At 58.3% G+C, this 22,264-nt stretch carries 16 protein-coding genes, 1 tRNA gene and 1 pseudogene; 5 read left to right on the top strand and 13 right to left on the bottom strand.

Annotated features, from left to right (window positions below):
• Window positions 1-12: 12 nt before the first annotated feature.
• Complete coding sequence (locus tag A6U98_RS19525) at window positions 13-261, top strand: hypothetical protein (RefSeq protein WP_003542090.1); 249 nt, start codon at window positions 13-15, stop codon at window positions 259-261.
• 404 nt (window positions 262-665) lie between these two features.
• Here the strand turns inward: A6U98_RS19525 and A6U98_RS19520 are convergent, their stop codons facing one another.
• From A6U98_RS19520 to A6U98_RS19485, 8 genes are all read right to left on the bottom strand, one after another.
• Entirely contained in the window at window positions 666-872 is a 207-nt protein-coding gene (locus tag A6U98_RS19520; protein ID WP_003542083.1) for a hypothetical protein, read from the bottom strand.
• Window positions 873-2,181: 1,309 nt separating this feature from the next.
• Window positions 2,182-3,306 (bottom strand): glycosyltransferase family A protein, encoded by a 1,125-nt coding sequence (locus A6U98_RS19515; RefSeq protein ID WP_064652068.1) that lies wholly within the window; start codon window positions 3,304-3,306, stop codon window positions 2,182-2,184.
• A complete protein-coding gene (locus tag A6U98_RS19510) occupies window positions 3,303-5,057 on the bottom strand; it encodes an ABC transporter ATP-binding protein (protein ID WP_064652067.1) in 1,755 nt (584 codons plus the stop codon). The genes A6U98_RS19515 and A6U98_RS19510 overlap by 4 nt, the downstream gene beginning before the upstream one ends.
• Window positions 5,050-6,126 (bottom strand): glycosyltransferase family 2 protein, encoded by a 1,077-nt coding sequence (locus A6U98_RS19505; protein WP_064652066.1) that lies wholly within the window; start codon window positions 6,124-6,126, stop codon window positions 5,050-5,052. The genes A6U98_RS19510 and A6U98_RS19505 overlap by 8 nt, the downstream gene beginning before the upstream one ends.
• A gap of 7 nt (window positions 6,127-6,133) precedes the next feature.
• The gene (locus A6U98_RS19500) at window positions 6,134-9,136 is read right to left on the bottom strand and encodes a trifunctional glycosyltransferase/class I SAM-dependent methyltransferase/polysaccharide deacetylase (protein WP_064652065.1); all 3,003 of its coding nucleotides are present in this window, start codon (window positions 9,134-9,136) and stop codon (window positions 6,134-6,136) included.
• Window positions 9,130-10,350, bottom strand: coding sequence for a glycosyltransferase (locus A6U98_RS19495; protein ID WP_064652064.1), 1,221 nt, complete (start codon window positions 10,348-10,350; stop codon window positions 9,130-9,132). Before A6U98_RS19495 ends, A6U98_RS19500 begins: the two co-directional genes overlap by 7 nt.
• A 31-nt stretch (window positions 10,351-10,381) precedes the next feature.
• Window positions 10,382-11,338, bottom strand: a complete 957-nt coding sequence (locus A6U98_RS19490; protein WP_064652063.1) for an NAD-dependent epimerase/dehydratase family protein — start codon at window positions 11,336-11,338, stop codon at window positions 10,382-10,384.
• 991 nt (window positions 11,339-12,329) lie between these two features.
• Window positions 12,330-13,700, bottom strand: a complete 1,371-nt coding sequence (locus A6U98_RS19485) for a DUF882 domain-containing protein (RefSeq protein ID WP_064652062.1) — start codon at window positions 13,698-13,700, stop codon at window positions 12,330-12,332.
• A 577-nt stretch (window positions 13,701-14,277) separates the two neighbouring features.
• Here A6U98_RS19485 and A6U98_RS19475 point away from each other — a divergent pair.
• The 3 genes and pseudogenes from A6U98_RS19475 (at window position 14,278) to A6U98_RS19465 (ending at window position 15,662) form a co-directional block, all read left to right on the top strand.
• Complete coding sequence (locus A6U98_RS19475) at window positions 14,278-14,727, top strand: hypothetical protein (RefSeq protein WP_064652060.1); 450 nt, start codon at window positions 14,278-14,280, stop codon at window positions 14,725-14,727.
• Window positions 14,728-14,756: 29 nt separating this feature from the next.
• A pseudogene (locus A6U98_RS19470) lies at window positions 14,757-14,885 on the top strand (transposase domain-containing protein); the annotation flags it as partial.
• Window positions 14,886-15,320: 435 nt separating this feature from the next.
• Window positions 15,321-15,662 (top strand): transposase, encoded by a 342-nt coding sequence (locus tag A6U98_RS19465; RefSeq protein ID WP_245304538.1) that lies wholly within the window; start codon window positions 15,321-15,323, stop codon window positions 15,660-15,662.
• Window positions 15,663-15,699: 37 nt separating this feature from the next.
• On the opposite strand, the gene A6U98_RS19460 is transcribed toward A6U98_RS19465, so the two are convergent.
• The 4 genes from A6U98_RS19460 to xylF form a co-directional block, all read right to left on the bottom strand.
• Window positions 15,700-15,776: transfer RNA gene (locus tag A6U98_RS19460), tRNA-Arg, on the bottom strand.
• A 206-nt stretch (window positions 15,777-15,982) separates the two neighbouring features.
• The gene (locus tag A6U98_RS19455) at window positions 15,983-16,765 is read right to left on the bottom strand and encodes an ATP-binding cassette domain-containing protein (RefSeq protein WP_003542059.1); all 783 of its coding nucleotides are present in this window, start codon (window positions 16,763-16,765) and stop codon (window positions 15,983-15,985) included.
• 14 nt (window positions 16,766-16,779) lie between these two features.
• Window positions 16,780-18,093 (bottom strand): sugar ABC transporter permease, encoded by a 1,314-nt coding sequence (locus A6U98_RS19450; protein WP_064652058.1) that lies wholly within the window; start codon window positions 18,091-18,093, stop codon window positions 16,780-16,782.
• Between the two features lie 266 nt (window positions 18,094-18,359).
• Window positions 18,360-19,400: a D-xylose ABC transporter substrate-binding protein gene (gene xylF, locus A6U98_RS19445; RefSeq protein ID WP_003542055.1), complete on the bottom strand. Its 1,041-nt coding sequence runs from the start codon at window positions 19,398-19,400 to the stop codon at window positions 18,360-18,362.
• A gap of 339 nt (window positions 19,401-19,739) precedes the next feature.
• Here xylF and A6U98_RS19440 point away from each other — a divergent pair, with 339 nt between their 5' ends.
• Window positions 19,740-20,981: an ROK family transcriptional regulator gene (locus A6U98_RS19440; RefSeq protein ID WP_064652057.1), complete on the top strand. Its 1,242-nt coding sequence runs from the start codon at window positions 19,740-19,742 to the stop codon at window positions 20,979-20,981.
• Window positions 20,982-21,257: 276 nt separating this feature from the next.
• Here the strand turns inward: A6U98_RS19440 and iolG are convergent, their stop codons facing one another.
• On the bottom strand, window positions 21,258-22,250 hold the full coding sequence (iolG, locus tag A6U98_RS19435; RefSeq protein WP_064652056.1) for an inositol 2-dehydrogenase: 993 nt from the start codon (window positions 22,248-22,250) through the stop codon (window positions 21,258-21,260).
• Window positions 22,251-22,264 lie beyond the last annotated feature (14 nt).

Raw genomic sequence — 22,264 nt, 5'->3', positions numbered from 1 at the left:
GAGAAATGGGGCATGGGCGTGACATCGGTTGTTAAGATAGATGCAGACCAAGGGGCGGAAGACGGTCTGGAAGAGCTCGTCGCGCTGGCGCGGATGATTGCCTATGCGCGACAGGTCGCTCAGGATGTCAAACTGCCGTTCGCGACGAATTGCCTTGACCTTGCGCTCGAGGCAGTGAAGCAGGAGGTCGGGGAGGGTTTGACCAGGGAACTGGCCGAATTGAGCTCCCCGGTTCCGCAAGTGAGTGTGAGAAGTCACTAGTACGGCGCGTCCGATAGGACGCGCCGAGAACGCTCCATCACTTCAAACCCGCGATAACCTCGAAAATCAGCTTCGATTTTCGGGGTTATGCGTGTGGTTGCGCGCAGCCGGGCAGTCGTCAATCGAACGGAGCCGTTTGTTTCAATCGCAGTGAGATAACGCGCTGAAACCCACGCTTGGTATGTGCCCATGTTTCGGCGCTTCGGGTCAATTGTAGGTTAGGGAAGCCCGACTCGTTTCCGGCCGCTGGCGCTTTATTCAGGAGCTGTTCGAAATCCGTCTCACGGATGGTTTCGAGCGAGGGGTAAGCAGCTTCGCTAACGTTGCCTCCGGGCAGGGAAGCGGCGCGATCTCGCATTCAATGTCTTCTGCACGACCAGCCGATCGACGACCGACCCTTCATCTTAATGGGTCAGGTTGCGCTTCTGGGCCAGCAACAGAATGTAATCGTCGGCGATGTCTGCGATGGCCATTGCGACTTCCGCCGGATCGCATCCCTCGACCTTCGTATTTGCAATGAACTGATAGACCGCCTTCTCGATCTGCTTCCGGCAGATCATCACGCGCTCATCGTAACCAAATTCCGGAATCTGCGATGCTATATCACTCATCAGGTCGGCTCCCTCACTACTTACAGTGACCATGACACAAATTATAAGTTGAGCAAGCAAATGCTTTATGAAGGGTTAATTCGTTTGGGAGGTGCGACCATTTCGACACAGGTCAGCCGACTCACGGGCCGCCGGCGTGTTGAATCAGGACAGGTCAACTTCGCCTCGAGCAATCGCTTGTGTCGTATCGGGAGGCTCGCCAAAGAGGACAGGGATGTTTTACATCATTGAGTTTTGTGCCGGCATTTCAATTTGCGAGTCCAGACACATATGCCGACTTTTGAAAAATAGACCGAATGTTGTTGGCGGAATTGGTCGGTGCGGGCCGCAAATATTTAAGAAATATGGTTATTTATCAATATATTACGCTTTAATTCAGCAGTCTTGTTTTGCATCGGCAACTTTTCTCCCTGCTGCCGTCCCAGGATTGTTGCGGCCATAGGCTGTGACAATCTCACCAATGATGCAGGCATTTGCCGGATCGTTGAGAACCCGGTGCGGGAAGTAGCTTTCGGTAGATCTTCTGTTCCCGAGTCAAAGGTACTGCCGATGCTTTTGAAAATGTATGCACAATAAGTTCAGCTGGATAATTGAGTTCAGCAAGTAAAAATTTATCAAAAGGTAAAATTACTAATTTCAGACAGTGGTTGTATTTAAAACTCAATTATGGGACGATTAAATCTTTACAATATGGTGGTCGTAGGAGGTGTTATTTTTCATTGCGGCAGTGATACGTATGAAGTTCTATCGGATAATAATCTCGATTTGATGACGATCTTTCTGTCTCCGCAATTTCATTGCGGATCCGAAAACACTCCCGAGAGTAATTGAGATGATAGGCGAAATATTGACAGAAGAGGACCCGAAGTTTGCTCTTCACTTGCCGATGATGGGGGATTTTCTGATCAAACCGCTCAACAGCATAATACCGCTATCCGAGGTAAAGTCTATTTATGTTGATGCAGCAATGACGGGTGTCGCATTGTGGCAACCAGCCAAAAAGCAAAGTCGAGGACCCGCCGGGGTGGGTGACGGGTCCTCCGGTAGGAATGCTTGCACGTGCGTGAGGATTATTACAGTAAAACTCGGTATTGTCACAGAACATTATTGGGGTGATTGCTTTTTTCATAAATTGTTTGATTTTTTACTAATTACTATTCTTCTTAACTATGGAAGTTCGTAATAGAATGTAGCAAGGTAACCGCCACGCCGATTGAAGTGATGGTTGTTAAACCTTCAGCTGTTTCAGCAGGCGAGCGAAAACTGCCATCAGCGCTGGCGCCACCGACAGACCTGTAGCCGGCAGGCATCAAGCCTCCTGCGACGAGGTCGCGGCAGAGCATTCGCCGGACCGATCGATCTCCGACAAGCGCCTGAACAATGCCTTCGTCCTGAAGCGTGACCAACCGCCAACCAATGGGACAAGCGGGTCTATCTCTTCGAATTTCCTGAAGTTCTTTATCTTTTGTTCTCTGACCGGCCAGGCTTTGGACAATGTCCTGCGTGCGGCTCTCTTGGCTTTTGAAAGGATCAATTTGTATAGGACGTCGGAAGCAAGCATTGGGCTATGATGATAAATGTGCTTGAGCGAGGTCGCGGCGCGGCGCCAATCTTTCAAAGCGGCAAATTTTGAAAATGCATAAAGATGCGCCGACGTGCGGGCGCAATTGGCGACAAAAGTCGGAAGCTGTGGATTGCGGGCGATACATTGCTCGGTCACAGCCAGAAGCGATAGCGCCATTCGCGACCAGTCGGAAGACATGGCTGCTGAATGAATACGATATCCCACCAGACCTAACGGCACCGTCTCGATCTTGAAATGCTCAGCTGTACGAAGTTCGAAGTCGAAATCCTCGCATCCTCCGATACCCTGTCTGGCATAGCTTGAATCGTAACCGCCGATCTTGTCAAAGACAGCGCGGCGAACCATGAAGCCGCTGCCATTGCCGACGAAGCGGAATACGAGATGACGGTTGAAAATGGTGTCCCTGGCGTTCAGTGACGAACCGGATTTCGTGCAATATCCCTCGGGATCGATGTGACGGTGAAGGGCATAGACCGCGCCCCAGGTATTCGGCAGGGGATGGAGAGCCGAAAGCATTCTTTCGACATAGGTCGGATGCCATATGTCGTCCGCATCGAGGAAAGCGATATAGTCGGATTTCGATGCTTCGATCCCGGTATTGCGGGCCGCAGCGACGCCACGGTTTTCAGTCGAGACAATCCGGATCCTTGGATCACCCGCGGCAAAATGGCGACAGATCGAGGCTGTGTCGTCCGTCGAGCCGTCGTCGACGATGACGATCTCCAGCGCCCTGTGGGTTTGGTCGATGACGGACTGGAGCGTCTGGGCTAGGTAGGGGCTGGCGTTATAAGCAGGGATAACGACGGCCACTTGAATGCGGGATGTGGTTGGCATCTCCATCGCCGTCACCCGAGCTTGGATGTGGGGGTGGGTGGGCTGAGATCGATCCGGTTCTTCATCAGCCTGGCCACGGCGGGCCGATGGCTGACGACAATCAGCGTTCTGCCGGCGTCTTCTTTCATCGCCGAAAACACCCGCATCTCGGTATCTTCGTCGAGCGCGCTTGTCGCTTCGTCCAACAGCAGGATTTGAGGCCGGCTGGCGAGCGCGCGCGCCAGACCTATGCGCTGCCTTTGCCCGCCCGAAAGCCGGATCGCCTCGTCGCCCAGCCATTCATCGAAGCCATACGGCAGATCGTTGATGAACTCCGTTGCGCAGGCCACATCGGCAGCCCAGCGGATATCCTGGTCCGAGATATCGCGGCGAAACCGGATGTTGTCGAGGACCGTGCCCTCCATCAGTTCAACGTCCTGACCCGATACGGAAAGCAGTTCCAGCCAGCTGGAACGGTCGATGGTTGTCAGATCCCTGCCGTCGACGGTGATCCGGCCCCGGGTCGGCGGGTTCAGATCGAGAATCATGTTGAGGATTGTGGTTTTGCCGGAGCCGCTTGGCCCCGTCACAGCCGTCGTCTCGCCTGCTCTGATTGTGAAGCTGAGATCGTGAACTGCCGGCGCGTTCGATCGCTCATAGGCGAACGAGACGTTGTGGAAGACAATTGCTTCCGCCAGGCGGCTTACCTTCTCCCCTTGCGAGGCTTGCTTGATGTCATCCTTCTCTGCAAGCAGCGCCAGTACGTTTTGCAGGGACGCTTCCATCTCGTAAAGGCTGAGAATCTGGGAATCAAATCCCTTGATATGCGGCTGAAGCCTGTAAAGAAGGATCGTGGCCGAGAGCGCGGCCTTGAAATCGACCGGCAGGAATTCCGAGGACAGAATGATCGTCAGGATGACCCCGAAGGTCAGGATTTCGCTGAGAAGCGAGGTTATCGCTCCCATCCAGTCCGACCGGCGCCAGGTCTGGCCGACGTCGTTGGAAAGCGCCTCGAAGAGTTGTTGGTGGCGCTTTTCCATGCCGAAGCTTTTGACGGCCTTCAAAGTCTGTAGCGTTGTCCAGCTCAACTGTGTCAAGGCTTCGACGGCAGCCAGTGCAGAGGCACCGAGACGGCGGTAGGCACCGGCAAAGAAACCCAATACAAAATTATGGATGAAGCCGAAGACGAGCGCGAGCAAGGCGATCGGCCAGGCCATGACCAGCATGCCGACGCCGAAGATCACGATCGTACCGAAATTGACCCCCAGACGTACGAGGCTGGCATGCGCCGACGACACCGCATAGGATTCGGTCGCGATGACGTTGATCAGATCGCTGCGCTCATAGTCCTGAAAGCGCTGGAAGGGCATGGTCAAGACCTTGGCGTAGAGGCGGTCTCGCATGCGGTCGCTAATCCGGTGATTCACTGCGCTTGCAATGAGCGAATTGGCGCATCCCAAAAAAATCCGGAACAGGATGGAGCCGATGAGAATGCCGATCAGGACAGGCTTCGAAAGACTGAGGTCGATGCCGCCAAAAAACGCCGGAAGCCATGCCACGGCGGAGCCGGAAACGGGACCTTGCTGCCCGAGAAGAAAGACGAGGCTGACCAGAAAGGTGATGCCGACCATTTCGGAGAACCCTGTGAGAATTCCCAGGATGATCATCACCGTCATCTTGAGCCGCAGCGCCGGTACGAGTTGCCGAAGCTCGCGAAACCGAGACGCAACGACCAGGTTGTAGGCTCTTGCGGGTTTAGCGGAAGGCGGCTTTCGAAACCTATTCATTGTCGACCATCCGCGAAGAGGCCAGGCTTATTGTCTCCCTGGCAGGCGTGGCCGCGAAACGATCGCTGAATGCTGTTCCGGGTTGCGGCAGGGGCGCGCTCCCGAGGCGGATTTTCGGCCGTGCCGAAGACTTGCCGAGGGCGCGCTTTGCAGTCCGCAGGACGCGTTTTGCTTGGCGCCAGCCCTGCTGCACCCCATGGACGACGAGGCGCGAGGAATATTTTCTGACCATCATCGGCGCCAGCTGTTTGACCTGGGCAAAGTCATTGCCCAGAAACGCCTTTTTGAAATACCAGCGTGCGGTGTTGAACTCGGCTGTCTGGATGTCGCGCGTAAAATGCGGATAACGCGTGATGATCGGGGCCATGACCAGAGCGTGGGACTTCAGCATCCTGTAGGCGTTGCTGGACATATTTCCCCTGGTAAAGCGATAACCGGTCAGGAAATCGGGAACCAACGCAAAGGGCAAGGTTTCGGCCAAGGCCAGATAAAGTTTCAGATCCTCACATCCCTCGGCGCCGTTGTCGCGCAGGCTGGCGTCATAGCCGCCGCAGCGAAGAATGTCCGCCCGCGGCATCAAGGGTGTGCTGCCATTGCCGATGAAATTTTCCCGCAACAGGGGTTCGAAGATAGTCCCTTGATGCAGGACTGGTCGCGAATTACCGAAAATGATGCCGTTTTCGTCGATCGCTGCATACCAATTGTAGGCGACCCCGCGTCCGTCCGGAAATTTCCCTAGTGCCTCGAGCTGGAGTTCGATTTTGCGAGGGTGCCATAAATCATCGGCATCGACGGGGGCTATATAAAGGCCGCGTGCGTCCTCGATGCCGTGGTTGCGCGCGCGCGCAACCCCACCATTCTCCTGGCGGAGAACACGGACACGGCGATCGGTCAGGCTGAAGTCGCGAGCAAGATCGAAGGTACCGTCCCGCGATCCGTCGTCGACCACAAGGATTTCGAGCTTGTCGTAGGACTGGTCGGAGACACTTTGCAATGTTTCGGCAAGCGTCTTCTCGGCGTTGTAGGCCGGTATGACGACGGTGATGAGAGGAGCCGTTGCGCCAGTCATGGTATTGTCATCCGATATAAGCTCCCGGCAGGCCCATCAGTTCAGGGAAGGCTTCGAGAGGACGATCGCCGCGGACTTCGAGGCGTGGCAGACCGAAGAGATTATCGGAAAATGTGGCTTTTGCCGGTCGTGTCGTGAAGCCGATTCCGTAGCCGGCTAACGCCAGAATGCCTGGGACCCTGAAGTCCGTCGAGCCATAGGGCAGTGCGATCGATTCCACGGAACTTTCCAGTCGGCTTTGCAGCGCATTGCGCGATCGCATGGCTTCGGCCAGCAGGGCTTCGTTATCAATTGCACTGGCTGGTGCGTGGGATGCGAGGTGGGAGCCGAAGCTGATGCCCTTCTGGTGCAATGCCTGAATATGCGACCACGACATCAGCGGTGCAGGCTCTCCATAGGCAGAATCCCAATCTGACCGCCCGCCGACTTTATCAGTCACGACGAATACGTCAGCGCTGAAATCATTCTCGGCAAGGATCGGGAAGGCGTCCTCCAGGAAATCCGAGTAGGCATCGTCGAAAGTCAGCATGACGGGCCGGCCCTGGATCGGCTTGCCGCTGCGCAGAAGCCCCGCCAGGGTCTGCGCCGTCACCGTGTAAAAACCCTGTCGCCGAAGGAACTTCATCTGCTTGCGGAAGATTTCCGGCGGCGTGCGGAAGCGCTGGAGTGCCGCGGGTCCTTCCTCTGCGATCCTGTGATACATGAGGATGGGAACCGAGGTCGTGACCTCCGTCGTCCATGCCGCCCCACGCTCAACGCCGACCGGCCCCCAGATGATGTGCTTTGCCACATCCGCGTCCAGCGGAGTTCCATGCCGCTCGACCCGTAGGACAGGATCTGCCACCGGGCCTTTCCTAAACCGGTGGATGGCGTAAAGTTCGGTGTCGATCGTCTCTTCCAGGGACAGTTCAGGTTGTGCCGCTAACAGCTGTTTGATCGTCCCGACACCGAAAGGATTGTCCCAGTCGAAACCGGTCCGATTGGGTTCGTCCCGGCGGATATGGGCGTGGGCAGTGATCAAGTAGCCATTCGGCTTCACTGCTGCGGCCATCTTCTGACAGACCGCCCCAAGCATCTCCTCGTCTTTCATGTAGTAAAGGACCTCGGAGCAGACGACGAGGTCCTGTTCTGGCGGAACATCGCTCTTGACGAAGTCGAGCACGCGAAGCTCGACGTTGCGATGCTCGCGGCACCGCTCGACAGCTCTGTCGATTGCCCGCTGGGAAATATCCGTGGCCGCCAGCCGACCGACCTTTCGCGCCAGCTTCTCGGTAAAGATCCCCTCGGCGCAGGCGAGCTCGAGGGCCCTCTCGATCCCTTCCGGGATCAGGCTCAACGTCTGCGCATATTTAACCTGCTCGTAGACGGAGACGTAGTTCCATGGATCCGGGCGTTCAAAAATATGTTCCCAGTACTCTTCTTCCGACTGAACGGGGGCAGCTCCCTTTTTATCGTCGGGCCGCAGGCGAGTGGGGTTTCGGAATCGTGGAGCCAGACCGCCTTGGAGATTTTGTAGCAGGTCGGACAGTCGGGCGTCGTTGTCTTGTTTGTCGCTTGGCACGCAGGCAAGAAGAGCCTTGCGCCCGATACGCACCAAAATTCGTTCGAGACGTCCTCGCCGTTGGCCATTCCTGATGATCAACCCGCCGAAGGCTCTGTAGCCGCGCAAAGCCTCCCTTGTCCACGAACTGATATAGACGAGGGTGGGCGGCATCTGCAGATGTTCTTCTGCCTGCATCTCATGCATGATCAGCCTGATCTGCGCCCGGATCGAAAGATCGCCCCAGAATGGCCCGACAAAGGAGCCGACATGTTGCCCGCCGGACAAGGCGTGCATGATGAGCGTGTCGGCTGGCTCGGCCTTGGGGATTCGCGAAAGCGTTTCGAGAGTGGCACTGACCACCTGGACGTTGCCAAGCGTGAATGACCGCAAAGGGTTTGCGGCGGATATGTGCCAGGAAGCGGCCTCAATGATCTTGCGCCCAGTGCCGGGCAAGGAATAGCTCTGAATCAGCTGGATGAGCAAAAGGACCGTCGGCCGCCATTTATCGAGCACATCAATAAGATCGTCGGCCCGATCAGTAGAGAGCCCGGTCTGCAAGCCATGCAGGATTACACCGGCAAGAAAGTTTTCGTAGCCTGCTGCGTCCGGCATCTCAGGCAGAAGCGCCGCAAGGGCTGCAATATCCAAAGTCGGATCGAGCTTGGTCGCGACGACCCAGGCGAGCATGCGCAGTTGGCTAACGGGGGGCGTGATCCAGCCTGTCTCCGGTCCCTCAGTCGAGAAGCCTTCCTGCGCCTGCAGCGCCTGCGCCTTCGATGTCACGCGAACGGCGTCACGCACCATTTTGGTCGGATCGCCGGATAGCGAGCCCGACTTCATGCGATAGAAAGCGAGGCATTTGTCGACACGGCGAAATTCTGCGTCCGCAAAGGCCATGCGAAGCCAAAGATCCCAGTCCTCGCAGGTCTGCAAGGTCTCATCCATGCCTCCTACTAGCTCAAAAAGGCTTCTGGGAAAGACAACCGTATGGATGGCGAGTGCACAAAAGGAGGAAAACTCACGCTTGGCGACGTCTCCCGTCAAGATGGGAGGTTGCTCTACCTGCATAAGCCTGCCGTCTGGGGCGACGCGGCGGAAGGCGCAATAGGCGATGGCTGCTGGAGATGAATTCTCCGTCACTGGCAGCATGTTTTCGATGAAGGTGGGATCCAGCCAGTCGTCGGCATCCAGCATGCAGAGCAGGGGAGCGACCGCGAGGCGTGCTGCATGGTTCCGCGCCACGGCGGCGCCGGCATTCGACTGACGGGCGGGGAGAATGCGGCTGTCCGTTTTTGCGATGCTCTCGAGAACCTCCCAGGTGCGGTCGGTCGAACCGTCATCGACCACGACAGCCTGCCAGTTCGATCGCGACTGCTGCTGGAGGCTGGCAAGACATTCGGCAAGCGTATCGGCTGCGTTATAGGCGGGGATGAGGAATGAAATGTCAGGCGTTGCGGCGATCACCATGCGGGCCTCTTCCATCGCCGCAGAACGTAGAGAGCGCCATTTACGCTTCCGAGCATCTCCTGCTTCAGGAAGACGTCGTGCGATGTCGTGCCTTTACGAAGCCGTCTTCGGAGCCTTCCGGCGTAATATTTCGGAAACGAGAGCAGGATGCGCCGCAGATTGGCGTTATTTCCCGTGTTCTGATACTGGACCAGCAGGGCTGCGACATGGCCACTCATATATTGGTAGATCTGTCTGGCGAGCCCCTTCATATCCTTGCGATGAAAGTGCCAGGCTACCGCCGTCGGCTCGTAGCGGCAGACGTGGCCATGATGGAGGAGCCGGTTCCAGTATTCGGAATCGCCCGAGCATCCGGCCGCTCCCATGTCCAGGCGGACATCGAACAGGCCGATCTCGTCGAAGACCTTGCGGCGGATGGCCTGACTTGCGCCGGCTCCTATCGTCCAGACCGGAGCGCCGTAACGTGCATCCTTGTTATAGAAGTCCTGATTGAAATCCTGCCGCAGATAGCCCCGGCCGAAACTCCAATGCTTTTCGAAGATAAACTGTGCGGGCGTTGCCAGTTCTCCGGGAAGGACCAACCCGGTTACGCAGGCGATCTCCGGCAGATCGAACCCCTTCATCAGGTTCTCCAGCCACCGCTCGTGGAGGACGACGTCGTCATCGGTAAACGCGACGAATTCGGTTCTTGCCGCACGAACCGCCGCATTGCGCGCATAATCCAGCCCGACCCGATCTTCACGGACATAGGTTGCGCCCGATTCCTCTACCACGCGACGCGTCGCCTCGCCTGCAGAGGCATTATCCACCACGATGATCTCGACGGGCTCAAGCGACTGTTTGGGGATCGAGGCCAGGCAACGGCGTAGTTCCTCCGGCCGGTCCTTCGTGCAAATCAGAATGCTGACGTCGCGGTTTCGCACAGGGGTTTGCGCGACTTGACGCGCATGCTCGAGCGTCTCAGGTCGCACGACACGCTCGGCGAGTGCCGCCGCCGTCTCGGGCCTTTCGATATAGGTCTGTCCGACGGGAAGACCATCCGACAGAAAGACCACGAGCCCATCGGAGACCAGGGGCGAAACGGCATCAAGGTGAGAGGTGGCGAGATCAAGATAGTGAATCGGTATGGGAAAACTTATATCCTTCAGATCGGACGGAATTGGTTCTCGCATCATCACTCTCTCAATCGCACCGTGAACATACGCCAACTGCACCCAGGACGCGAGCCTTGAAAGTCATTATGGTTTATTCTGCAGCGTGCGCCTTCATTTGGTCCCTGAACCAATCGAGCGTCATCGCCACGCCCTGTTCGTAGGTGATCTTGCACGACCACTCGGGCATGACATAGTGCGCGTTGGTCAGGTCCGGCCGTCTGTTCGTGGGGTCCTGCGGCGGTGACGGCTCGAAGACGATCGGCACGCCGCCAACCAGTTTGGAGACATATTGCGCGACCTCGAGAACCGAAATCTCGCGATCATTGCCGACGTTTAGAGGCCCCTTATAGTCGGTTTCATTTATCCAGAAATATCGCGCGAAACCATCGACAACGTCATCGACATAGCCCCAGCTGCGTGACTGAAGGCCGTCGCCGAACACGGTAATCGGGCGACCCGAAAGCGCCTGGGTGATGAAGTTGGAGACCGCGCGCCCATCGTCGGAGCGTGTCCGGGGACCATAGATGTTGAAGGGGCGAACGATCTTGACATCGAGCCCTTGGGTGCGCTGCATCTCGAACAGCAGCGATTCCGTGCATCTTTTGCTCTCGTCGTAGGATGAGCGCGGTCCGGTGCAGTCGACCTGGCCCTTGTAGGATTCCGGCTGCGGCGACACCAGAGGATCGCCATAGACTTCGGAAGAAGAGGTGTAACCGAAACGTCCGCCCTTCTTCAGCAAGTCGAGCAACCGGAACGCCCCGAGAAGATTGGCGGAGATCGTCCTCTTCGGCTCCTTCATGTACCACGGCGGCGATGCAGGGGATGCAAGGTGATAGATTTCGTCGAATTTATCCGAGGTCTGCAGCGTCTCGACGTCGGATTTCACGAAGTGGAAACGGGGGTCCCTGATATGGGCGATATTTTCGAAAAGCCCGGTCCAGAGGTTGTCAACAACGACCAGCTTCTGAATGTCCGTCCTCAGCAAAAGTCGATCACACATGTGGGATCCGATGAAGCCAGCCCCGCCAGAAATCAATACGCTCTTCATTGCTTTGCGCCTCGTGACTTGAGATTAAGCTGCTTGTCTATTAGCATCGCCTGTAATGCATGACAATTACTTAGAAAAGTTCTAAGAAATACTCGCGTATTAATTTTAATCGTTAAATCTACCTACTTTAAGGCGACGCTTGTCGCTGCCGATGCTGCGCTCGATAACGGGCCGCCGCGCCGGACCGGATGTTACAGGTGATCGTTGCAGGATCATCACGACCCGGCCAATCTCGACTATCCCCATGAGACGGCGGCCGCCATCAGCAGTTCGATCGAAGGAGCCAGCATGGTATCGAGAACCTCTCCAACGAGTTCCGGATCCAGGGAGCTGAGGTTGCCTGTGGAAGCGGGCATCCCGAATGTGTGTGATATTTTCGAAAGGTCCGGTGCAAAGATTGTCAACAACAACCAGTTTCTGGGTATCATTTTCCAAGTAGAAGTCGTCACGTAAATGCGATCCAATGAAGTCAACGCAGTTTCTCACATCGTCTCGCCTCGTTACTTGAGAATATATTATTGTTATTACAGTGATCGAAGGTTTTGTATGGGCACGAAGTCCGGGGTGGGTCGGACTTTGGTCTGAATATCCCGAGCGTGGAAACGATCGTCGTCGCCGTTCGAAAATCCAAGCTATGGCGCCTGCGCGTCTTTTCAAGCGCCTAAATAACGCTTTAACACGTTGGATCTACCTCACTTTTCCCGAGGATAGATTCCGATTTTGGAGCCGATGCGCGAGCACCGCCTGTAAGAAATGGCGCTTGTTTAGGAGGTGCTAAAAAAAGCTAGTCGCCCGCAGCGCGGGCCTCCATTCCCATGCAGATACATGGGATGTCCGCCTTTGTGGTGACGCTCGGCTGTTGTTGGTGACCGCACAGGCTGGCGCCGGGCGGCGGCGCCTGGTTTCTCGGCACTACAAGCCCGGTTCTCACCATGGCCGTTCTGGCGCGTCTGATCGGCTTCATGCTGCCATCAAGCCTTGATGATCGAGGTCAGCCCTCCGGGGGCGACGCAAGCCGGTTGGCATCGAACTGGGCGGCGACCGGAATGATATCCTCACCTGACGTCGCGACATTTGCCTGACGATGAACCGTGCGCGGGGAAACGCGAGGCGCACTCAATTCAATCATCTCGCCAGGAGAATGCAGCGCCCATTTCATCAGCGCCGCGTCGGACGTCGATCCAAAGAAACTTGCTTCTTCCCAGGAAGCGGTGATGGGCAGGGAGGCGATCATGTTCGTGCCCTGCTTGGAGGCCTGGTGTGCAACAAGGCGGGGTTCGAAGCGGGCATAGGCCGGCAATGCAGACGCCGGTTTATCCGGAAGGACATCAATTGGGCCGATCGACGCAGTTTCCAGTTTGTCATCCAGGCCCGCGTCGTGCTCGAGGGCGGGTGGGCGCATCGCTGGTACCGGAATCGGGAAAGGCGAAAGATCCGGAGCGGACCGTTTGTCATCGCGCTCGACCGCGCCGGTCTGCAGCGCGAGCGCATTCAATGCTCGGCTTCGGGGCGTGGGCAGAAGCGCCGTCACGAGTTTATTGTCTTTGGTATCGCCGCTCGACCTGGTCGACGCGCTCACGTCTTCGTCTTCGCCCGCGGTGCTGGCGATCTGGATCGAGGTAGTGCTGCCGCGCTTCCTGTGGTTCGCAACCGCCTGATTGTATCCCGGCAGCGGCCGGCCATCGGCCGGGAGATGCACCGTCTGCCCATTCGGGAATATTCGAGCGAGTTCTTGCCGGGACATGCGGGGCCAGGCCCTGACATTGCCGACATCGAGATGCACGAAGGGCGATCCCGAGGTCGGATAATATCCGACACCGCCGACCTGCATCTGCATCGCCAGCGCACGCAGCGTCGAAAGCTTCACGCCGGGAACGTAGAAATCCATCGCCTTGCCCAGCATGTGCTGGCTCTTCTTGGCGACGCCCGTGCTGCGCGAACGGTTGCGGAGCATGTTGTTGGTGGTGGGCGAACGATAGGCGGAGACGATGTGGATGTAGTCCTTGCCGCCGCTGCGCTTGTATACCTCCCAGACCAAATCGAGCAGCCGGGGATCCATCCGGGTCGGCTCGTTCCTTCGCCAGTCGCGCAGAAACCGATTGATCTGGGCGAGGCCCTTTGGATCGAACTTTCCGTCCCGCTTGTAGGTAATCGTGGCCCTCTCGCCCGTATGGGTAAAGAACAGCTTCAGGGCACGATCTTCCGCCGAGGCAAATGAAGCAGAGCCGACAAGTGCCGGCAGCGCAAACAGAGCCGGCAGAATGGTCTTCGCGACGAACCGTTCCGCACGCGACAGCAGCGTGGCAATTCCGCCCAAGGCTGCGCCCGATAACCCTTGCACTGGATACTTCAACACGAACAATTCCGTCCTACACCAACCACTCGACGACGTGCGGGAACCTCCGCATCCATCACGCTTAGTAAAGCCAGCTTATGGTCAATAAATTGCTAACGAGCGGATGCGGAAGGTTGGTGAGTTGAGGAGGCGGGCCACCATCCGAGGCGAATTGCGCCCCTGCGCCCATTCATCGGAGCCAAGCACAAATCCGCTTCCGCGAGCGTGACGTACTGGTGACCAATTGCGGCCGCATCTGCATGTACCGCAAGAAATCAATATCTTCACGGTCACGGCCGGCCAGAGGTTCGACGTCGAGGAGGTCGATGACGGCGTTTGGCTCGTCAGCTTCATGCGCTATGATCTCGGATATATCGATCTGGAGCGGAGGACTTTGCAAACCATCGAGAACCCGTTCGGCACAAGGTTATCACCCTTGTCTTAGGGACGTTCTGTTACCTATGTCTCCGGTATGGACAGTCAGATTTCCGGAAAGAAGCGGCGGACTCGGATGCCCGACAATTAAGTCACCGTTGCTCGCCCAGGCGACACCCAGTAGTCTCGCCGTCTCACCGACATATCGGCAGTGGCACGCAGCGATTCCATGGCAATTCTCTTCAAAACTACAATCAGCGAAAACACGGCATTCGAGATGATCGAACGGTCACTGTCAGGGGCTTACCGATATGACGGTTACCTCAATGTCGTTGGCGATGCGGGCGAGACGGCATTGTCTTGGGGGCCGGCAATGCATGCCGAAGAGTTCAAGGCAGAGGTCAGCCAAATCCTACGGCAGACTTGGGATGCTGCCCGCTTCTGGGTCATCTATGAGCGCCGCGAAGACCGGAAGGATCCAGAAGGGACTGACATCCGCAACGCGGCTTTCCGCCTGACGCGCGGATACAGTGGCGTTATCGTTGTCACCCTCAGTCTCCTTGGGAAGCGCGACAGCGCCAATGACCTGGAACTCGTCTTCGTCTGCTTCGAGCAGGATTTTCAAAGGAGGAATTTTCGCGTGCGCTACGAGGGTAAGCCGTTACCAAACCAGGGCTGATCTTGCTCGAAGACGTGTTGCTCACGCGCGCGACCATCGCTTCGGTCATCGAGACCTGCAAACTAAATGCCGTCGATCCGCAGACCTATCTGACCGCCACGCTCACTGCCATCGTCAATAGTCACAAGCAGAGCCGTATCGATGACCTATTGCCGTGGAAGGAAATCACAGACTTCGACTTTGACGACCGCCCGCTTAAAATGCGATGGAACTGGCAACACCATCGCACGCAAGATGCTCCGACAGATTACCTATACCCTGTGATCAATTGGGAGGTTGGCGGCCCGCAAACCGTCGGTGCCGAGGGTTAAGGGGGATTCCCGAAAACGAGTGAAAAGGGTGCTCCGGATCAGGGGCAGACACCCTTTTCGTGCTGAGTTTTGCAGTCTCAGCGGAACGGAAATTAGCAGAGAGATTGCTGTCTACCATCGGACCGAAGTCCGACTCACTCGCAATAATTCGTCGATGTCAGCGCCGAGGCGACGCCATCAATCAATGCGTCCCTCGATGCGTCTGCCTATCTGACCGCTACGCTCACTGCTATCGCCAACGGCCACAAGCAGAGCCGATTTCTTGCTTCTGTAGGAACGGGCGTGCTCACCTCGGCTCTTGCCAGCGACTTTGCAGGACCCAAGGCCCGTGTGGTCTGCCCCACGATAATCTCCTGTGGTGTCTATCCGCCTTCCTACCGAGCTGCTTTGAACGACCAGTCGGTCACCGTCACAACATGCGGATGCATCTGCTACAAACGGAAGAAGATCAATCGCAGTCTGGTCTTCGCCGGTCAGGCCGTCGGCATCAAACAGGTCGAAGACCATATCTGGCTCGCAAGCTTCATGGATTACGATCTGGGATACTTCGATGACGAAACATGCAGACTCGAACCGCTGCCGAACCCTTTCGGCTCAAAAGTGTTACCTATGTCTCAGGAATAAACCGTAATCCATGTGTCCAGAACGGACCGTTCGGAAGTGGCGCACCCGACAGGATTCGAACCTGTGACCTTTGGAATCGGAATCCAACACTCTATCCAGCTGAGCTACGGGTGCATGCCGAAGGCGGTTTGAATCGCCTGTCCGATGGGTGGTTCTTAGCCTAGCTTGCGGCTGGCTTCAATCGCGAAATTCTCAGAAATACGGGTGCTTGCGCTTTGCAGGGTGTTTTTATCCGTCAGCCCGGGGAACGTTATATAAAAAACTCCGCCGGCCTTGCGGGCGGCGGAGCGTTGTTGTCGCGGACTGTCGCCTTTTGGCGGTCAGATCTGCATGGCGCCGGGGCCGGGGATCGCCTTTGGCGGCACCTTGCCGAGGATGATCATCCCCAGCACTTCGTCCTTGGTCACGTCCTCGGTGCGGGCATGGCCGACGACCTGGCCGTTCTTCATCACCGAGACGCGGTCGGCCAAATCGAAGACGTCGTGGATGTCGTGGCTGATGAGGAAGATGCCGATGCCTTCCTTCTTCAGCTGCTTGATCAGTTCGCCGACCTGCGCCGTCTCCTGGGGGCCAAGCGCAGCCGTCGGCTCGTCCATGATCAGGATGCGGGCGTTGAAGAGGATCGCACGGGCGATCGCCACCGATTGCCGCTGGCCGCCCGAAAGCGCCTTCACCGGCTCCTTGAAGCGCTTGAAGTTGGGGTTGAGCCGCCCCATCACCTCGCGGGCCGAGGCTTCCATCGCGACGTCGTCGAGCGTGCCCCAGCGGGTCTTCAGCTCGCGGCCGAGATAGAGGTTGGCGGCGGCGTCGACATTATCGGCGACGGCGAGCGTCTGGTAGATCGTCTCGATGCCGTATTTCTTGGCATCGCGCGGATTGCGGATGTCAGCAGGCTCGCCATTGATCAGGATCTCGCCGCCATCGCGCTTGTAGGCGCCGGAGAGGATCTTGATGAGCGTCGACTTGCCGGCGCCGTTGTGGCCGAGCAGGGCGACCACTTCGCCGGGGTAGAGATCGACCGAGGCATTGTCCACTGCGTGAATGCCGCCGAAGGAGATCGAGATGTTTTTCAGTTCCACGAGGGGAGTGCGTTGATCAGCCATGTCTAGGGCTCCTCTCACTTGGCACGGGCGCGGTAGACGGTGTCGAGCCAGACCGCCACGACAAGGACGGTGCCGACGACAACGCTCTGCAACGGCGTATCGACATGCGCGAGCACCATGCCCGATTGCAGCGACTGCATGACGAGCGCGCCGAGCATGGCGCCGGCGATGGTGCCGGTGCCGCCTGCCAGCGACGTTCCGCCGATGACGGCGGCGGCGATGGTGTAGAGCTCGTCGAGCGTACCCTGCGAGTTCGTTGCGGCATTGAGGCGGGCGGTGGAAATCGCGGCGGCGATAGCGGCCAAAATGCCCATCAGCGCGAAGATGCGCACGGTGACCCAGCGGGTCTTGATGCCGGCGAGCTCGGCCGCTTCGGGGTTGCCGCCGATCGCGAAGACATAGCGGCCGAAGCGCAGCCGGGTCGCGATGAAGGTCATGATGATGCCGACGACGATGGCGATCAACACCGGCACGGCGATGCCGTAGGGAATGTCCAGGCCGGTTTCGGGCCAGGGAATATTGTTGGTCTCGGCATATTTCTTGGCGATGTTGATCGGCCAGTAATAGCTGTTGGCGATCCAGACCGCGCCGAGGATGAGCACGCAGCTCAGGACCGCGAGGAAATATTCAGCCCACATCGGCCGGCGCGGGAAACCGAAGCGCCGGCGCTGCCGGCGTGAGCCGACGATGCTTGCGATGACGAAGAGGCAGGCGCCGATGCCGACGATCCAGCTCCAGGTGGCGCCGATCGAGCCCTCGGCGCCGCCGCCCATGATGCGGAAGGTCTGGTCCATCGGGGCAACCGTCTGGCCGCTGGTGACGAGCCAGGTGGCGCCGCGCCAGACGAGCAGGCCGCCGAGCGTGACGATGAAGGAGGGAACGTTGAGGAAGGCGATGATGATGCCCTGGAAGGCGCCGATCAGGCAGCCTGCCGCCAATCCGACCAGCAGCGTGATCGCCCAGGTGAGGGGGCTATCGAAGCCGATATATTCCGGCAGGATCTTGGCCTGCGTCACGCCCATGATCATACCGCAGAGGCCGAGCACGGAGCCGACCGACAGATCGATGTTGCGGGTGACGATGATCAGCACCATGCCCGTCGTCATGACGGCGATGTCTGTCGTCTGGACCGAGAGGTTCCAGAGATTGCGCGGGGTCAGAAAGAGACCGCCGGTGATGATGTGGAAACCGATCCAGATGATGATCAGCGCGCCGATCATGCCGAGCAGACGCGTGTCGATCTCGGTGGCGCGGAAGAAGCGGGTCACCGGACTGGCTTCCGCCGCTCGCGGTCCGCTTGATGTTGTGGATTTTACCATTTCGGCCATGGGTTTGCCGTTCCCCCACTTTGTTTGGACGGACGCGCCGGCGTGCTAGAGGCTGCCATCGGCGTCATGCGTCTGTTCTTCAACTCACCATCGCGATGCTTCCGGAAACCGGTCGCGTGGCGTCGCGACACCGTTCCGGCAGGGAATGAAAACCCGCGATGGTGCGGCGAGGCGGAGAAAACTTCGTCGTTGGAATTCTCATCCGCATCCGGCGCCGCAACGGTGTTCCGCTGCGGCGCCGGCAATTTCAGTTCACAGCCCTTGGCTTACTTGCAGGCAGCGACGCTGTCTGCCTTGACGCCCTGGCACGCTTCAGCCTTGGAGATCCAGCCGGCGTCGATGACGACGTTCAGGTTGTCCTTGGTGATCGCAAGCGGCTTCAGGAAGACCGACTGCATTTCGACGCCCTTCGGGCCGCCCTTGAAAGCCTGGGCGCCGTCGATCTTGCTCATGTCCTTGCCGCCGGCGAGGTCGAGAGCGATTTCAGCGGCGCGCTGGCCGAGTTCGCGGCTGTCCTTCCAGACGGAAACCGTCTGCGTGCCGAGAGCGATGCGGTTAAGCGCTGCCTTGTCACCGTCCTGGCCGGAAACCGGAACGGAGCCGGCGAGGCCCTGTGCGTCGAGAGCAGCGATCGCGCCACCGGCGGTGCCGTCATTCGATGCGACGACGGCGTCAACCTTGTTGTTGTTGGCGGTCAGGAACTGCTCCATGTTGCGCTGAGCGTTCTCCGGCAGCCAGCCGTCGGTATAGGCCTCGCCGACATTCTTGATCTTGCCGGCGTCGATGGCGGCCTTCAGGACTTCCTGCTGGCCCGAGAACAGGAAGTCGGCATTCGGATCGGAAGACGAGCCCTTGATGAAGACGTAATTGCCTTCCGGCTTGGCCTTGAAAACGCCTTCAGCCTGCAGGCGGCCGACTTCCTTGTTGTCGAAGGTGATGTAGAAGGCAGCCGGGTTTTCGATCAGGCGGTCATAGCCGACGACCGGGATGCCTTCAGCGGCGGCCTTTTCGATCGCCGGGCCGATTGCGTCGGAGTCCTGGGCGAGGATGATCAGCGCGTTGGCGCCCTGAGAGATCAGCGATTCGACGTCGGTAAGCTGCTTTGCGGCAGAAGACTGCGCGTCAGCGGAAATATACTTGGCGCCCTTGGCTTCGAGAGCCTTTTTGATGGCGGCTTCGTCCGTCTTCCAGCGTTCTTCCTGGAAATTCGACCAGGAAACACCGACGACGAGATCGGCAGCCATGGCAGCGGTATGCACGGAAACGAGGATGGCCGCACCGGCCATCAATTTCAAAATAGACTTCATAGTGTCCTCCCGAGTGGATTGCGACCGGCCCAGCCCATGCTTCCTCCGGCCACCGCGAAAAGCTGTCGAGAAAGGTTCGGATTTTTTTCTCGACAGTCGAGAAATTTAGTGTCAGAGATTTTTTCAACTGTCAACACTGCACTGCCAGCTTAATTTCCTTGCGAAACATCGGCTGGAGATGCAGTGGAAACCAAGGGTGGAATTAGAGCATGATGCCGAAAAGTGTGAGCGGTTTTCGGCCGACATCATGCTCTCACTATGAATTTAGAACAGGATTCAGATTTTAGGCCGACCCGGCCTGAAATCATCCTGTTCTAGCAGGGAGAGAGGGCGGCATTCATGCTGACCAAGTCGAGCACGGAGCTGGTCCGGCAGAGAAACAGCGTGCTCGTGCTGTCCGTGCTGCGTCGCCACGGTGCGCTCGCGCATACCGAAATATCCGATTTCACCGGGCTGTCATCGGCCACCATCTCGGCCATCACCACTGAGCTGGAAAAAGCCCAGATCATCGAAAAATCGGAACACCAGCCGGCAAGCGGCCGCGGCCGGCCACGCGTGTTGCTGCGCCAGCGACGCGATTGCGGCTATCTCATCGTCGTCATCATTTCCTCGGATGCGGTGCAATATTCGTTGGTCGATTATGCCGGCAAGCTGATCGACCGCTTCAGCGAGGAACGTTCGCATGATCCTGCGGGTGCTGGCCGCTTCGTCGCGGCAGTGCGGGCCGGGCTTTTGCGCATTCTCGATCGCTCGAAGATCAGCCAAGAAAAGGTGCTGCTGATCTCGATCAGCAGCAAGGGGTTGGTCAATTCCACCGAGCCGGTTCTCGTCTGGTCGCCGATCTTCGGCAGCGACCAGATCGATTTCGAATCGGCACTGCGGCCGGAATGGCAGGCCAAGGTGATCCTCGACAACGAGACGCTGCTGGTGGCAGCAGCGCTCGGCGCGCGTGAGGAAATGGTGAAAGGCGCCGATTTCCGCTCGCTCGCAGCCCTTTCGCTCGGCCATAGCGTCGGGCTCGGCATCGTCAGGCGCGGAAACCAGACAGGCCAGGAGATATCGGCGCCCAATTTCGGGCACATGCTGCACATGGCCAATGGTGGGCTCTGCCGCTGCGGCACCCGCGGCTGCATCGAGGCCTATGCCGGGTTCTACGCGATCCTGCGCAGCGCCTTCGAGGTGCCGCTCGATACGATTCCGGCAAAGTTCGTGCCGGTGGCGGAACTGGACAAGATCGCCACAAAGGCGCGCCAGGGCAACCGCGTCCCCGCCTTCGCCTTCCGCCAGGCGGGGCTGGCGCTCGGCAACGGACTGTCGCGCATGCTGAGCCTGACGGAGCGCATGCCGATCGCCATCACCGGGCCGGGCACGCGTTATTACGACCTTCTTCGGCAGGGGATCGAAGAGGGTCTGGGGCAGTCGCATATCGTGCGCATGGAAGGCATGCCCGAGATCAGGGTGGTGGCCGACGAGCAGATCCTCGTCTTCGAAGGACATTTGAACCGGGCGCTGTCGGTGATCGACGAGGATATCGTTCTCTCGGGCGTTCAGGGATCGGTGGTCACTCAAGAGACGGATTGAAGGAGAGAGCCTGCTGTGCTCCGACGGCTGCCGAAACCCCTCCCCAACCCCTCCCCACAAGGGGGAGGGACTAACGTGCTGCGGCCGAGTGCGGCAAGCATCAACCTTTCTGCGGATTAAACCGTGAAATGGAAAGCCGGCATCTTAGCCCCTCCCCCTTGTGGGGAGGGGGTGGGGAGGGGTTTCTGGTCACGCACCTGCGGGTGTCATCAAACGCGAAATGGCCGGGCGGGAGCCCGGCCATCTCATGCATGGCTTCCGGTCGGGAGAGGGCCGTCAGCCGATCTTGATAAGCTTGCCTTCCTTGACGGACTGGACCGCGGCATCGGCGAGTGCCAGCGCTGCGAGACCATCGGCGCCGGATGGAGAGATCTTGGAGCCCTTCTCGATCGCTGCGATGAAGCTGGCGATCTCGTTGGCATAGGCTTCGGTATAACGGGTCATGAAGAAGTCATGCAGCGGCGGGCGGGTGTAGCCTTCGCCGTTTGCGACTTCGATCGAGACCGGGCGCTGGTTTTCGGCCGAGACGAGGCCCTTGGAGCCGTGCGCCTCGATGCGCTGGTCGTAGCCATAGGTGGCGCGGCGGGAGTTGGAGATGATGGCCTGCTTGCCAGACTTGGTCTGCAGGATCACCGAAACGCTGTCATAGTCACCAGCTTCGCCGATCGCCTTGTCGACGAGCACGGCAGCGGTCGCGAAAACCGACACCGGTTCTTCGCCGAGCAGGAAGCGGGCCATGTCGAAGTCATGGATCGTCATGTCGCGGAAGATACCGCCGGAGCGCTTGATGTAATCGACCGGCGGGGCGCCGGGGTCACGCGAGGTGATCGTCACCATTTCGACATCGCCGATCTTGCCTTCGTCGATGACTTTGCGCACCGCCATGAAATGCGGGTCGAAGCGGCGGTTGAAGCCGACCATCAGCTTGGCGCCGGTCTCTTCCACCACCTTGATGCAGGCCTTGACGCGGGCGACGTCGAGATCGATCGGCTTTTCGCAGAAGATCGCCTTGCCGGCGCGGGCGAAGCGCTCGATCAGATCGGCATGGGTATCCGTCGGCGTGCAGATGACGACGGCGTCGATATCCTTGGCTGCCTCGATCGCCTCGATGGTGCGGACCGCGCAGCCATAGGCGGAGGCGATGGCTTCGGCAGCCTGCGGAAAGGCGTCTGCGACCGCGACGAGCTTTGCATTGGCGTCACCGCTGACAGCCTTCGCATGAACCTTGCCGATGCGGCCGGCGCCGAGAAGACCAAATCTCACTGTCATTCCACCCTCCCTTG

Origin of the sequence: Rhizobium sp. WYCCWR10014 (assembly GCF_001657485.1) — a bacterium.
Taxonomy (GTDB): Bacteria; Pseudomonadota; Alphaproteobacteria; order Rhizobiales; family Rhizobiaceae; genus Rhizobium.
Note: the sequence above shows the minus strand (reverse complement) of the source record. Positions and strands in the feature narration are given on the sequence as shown.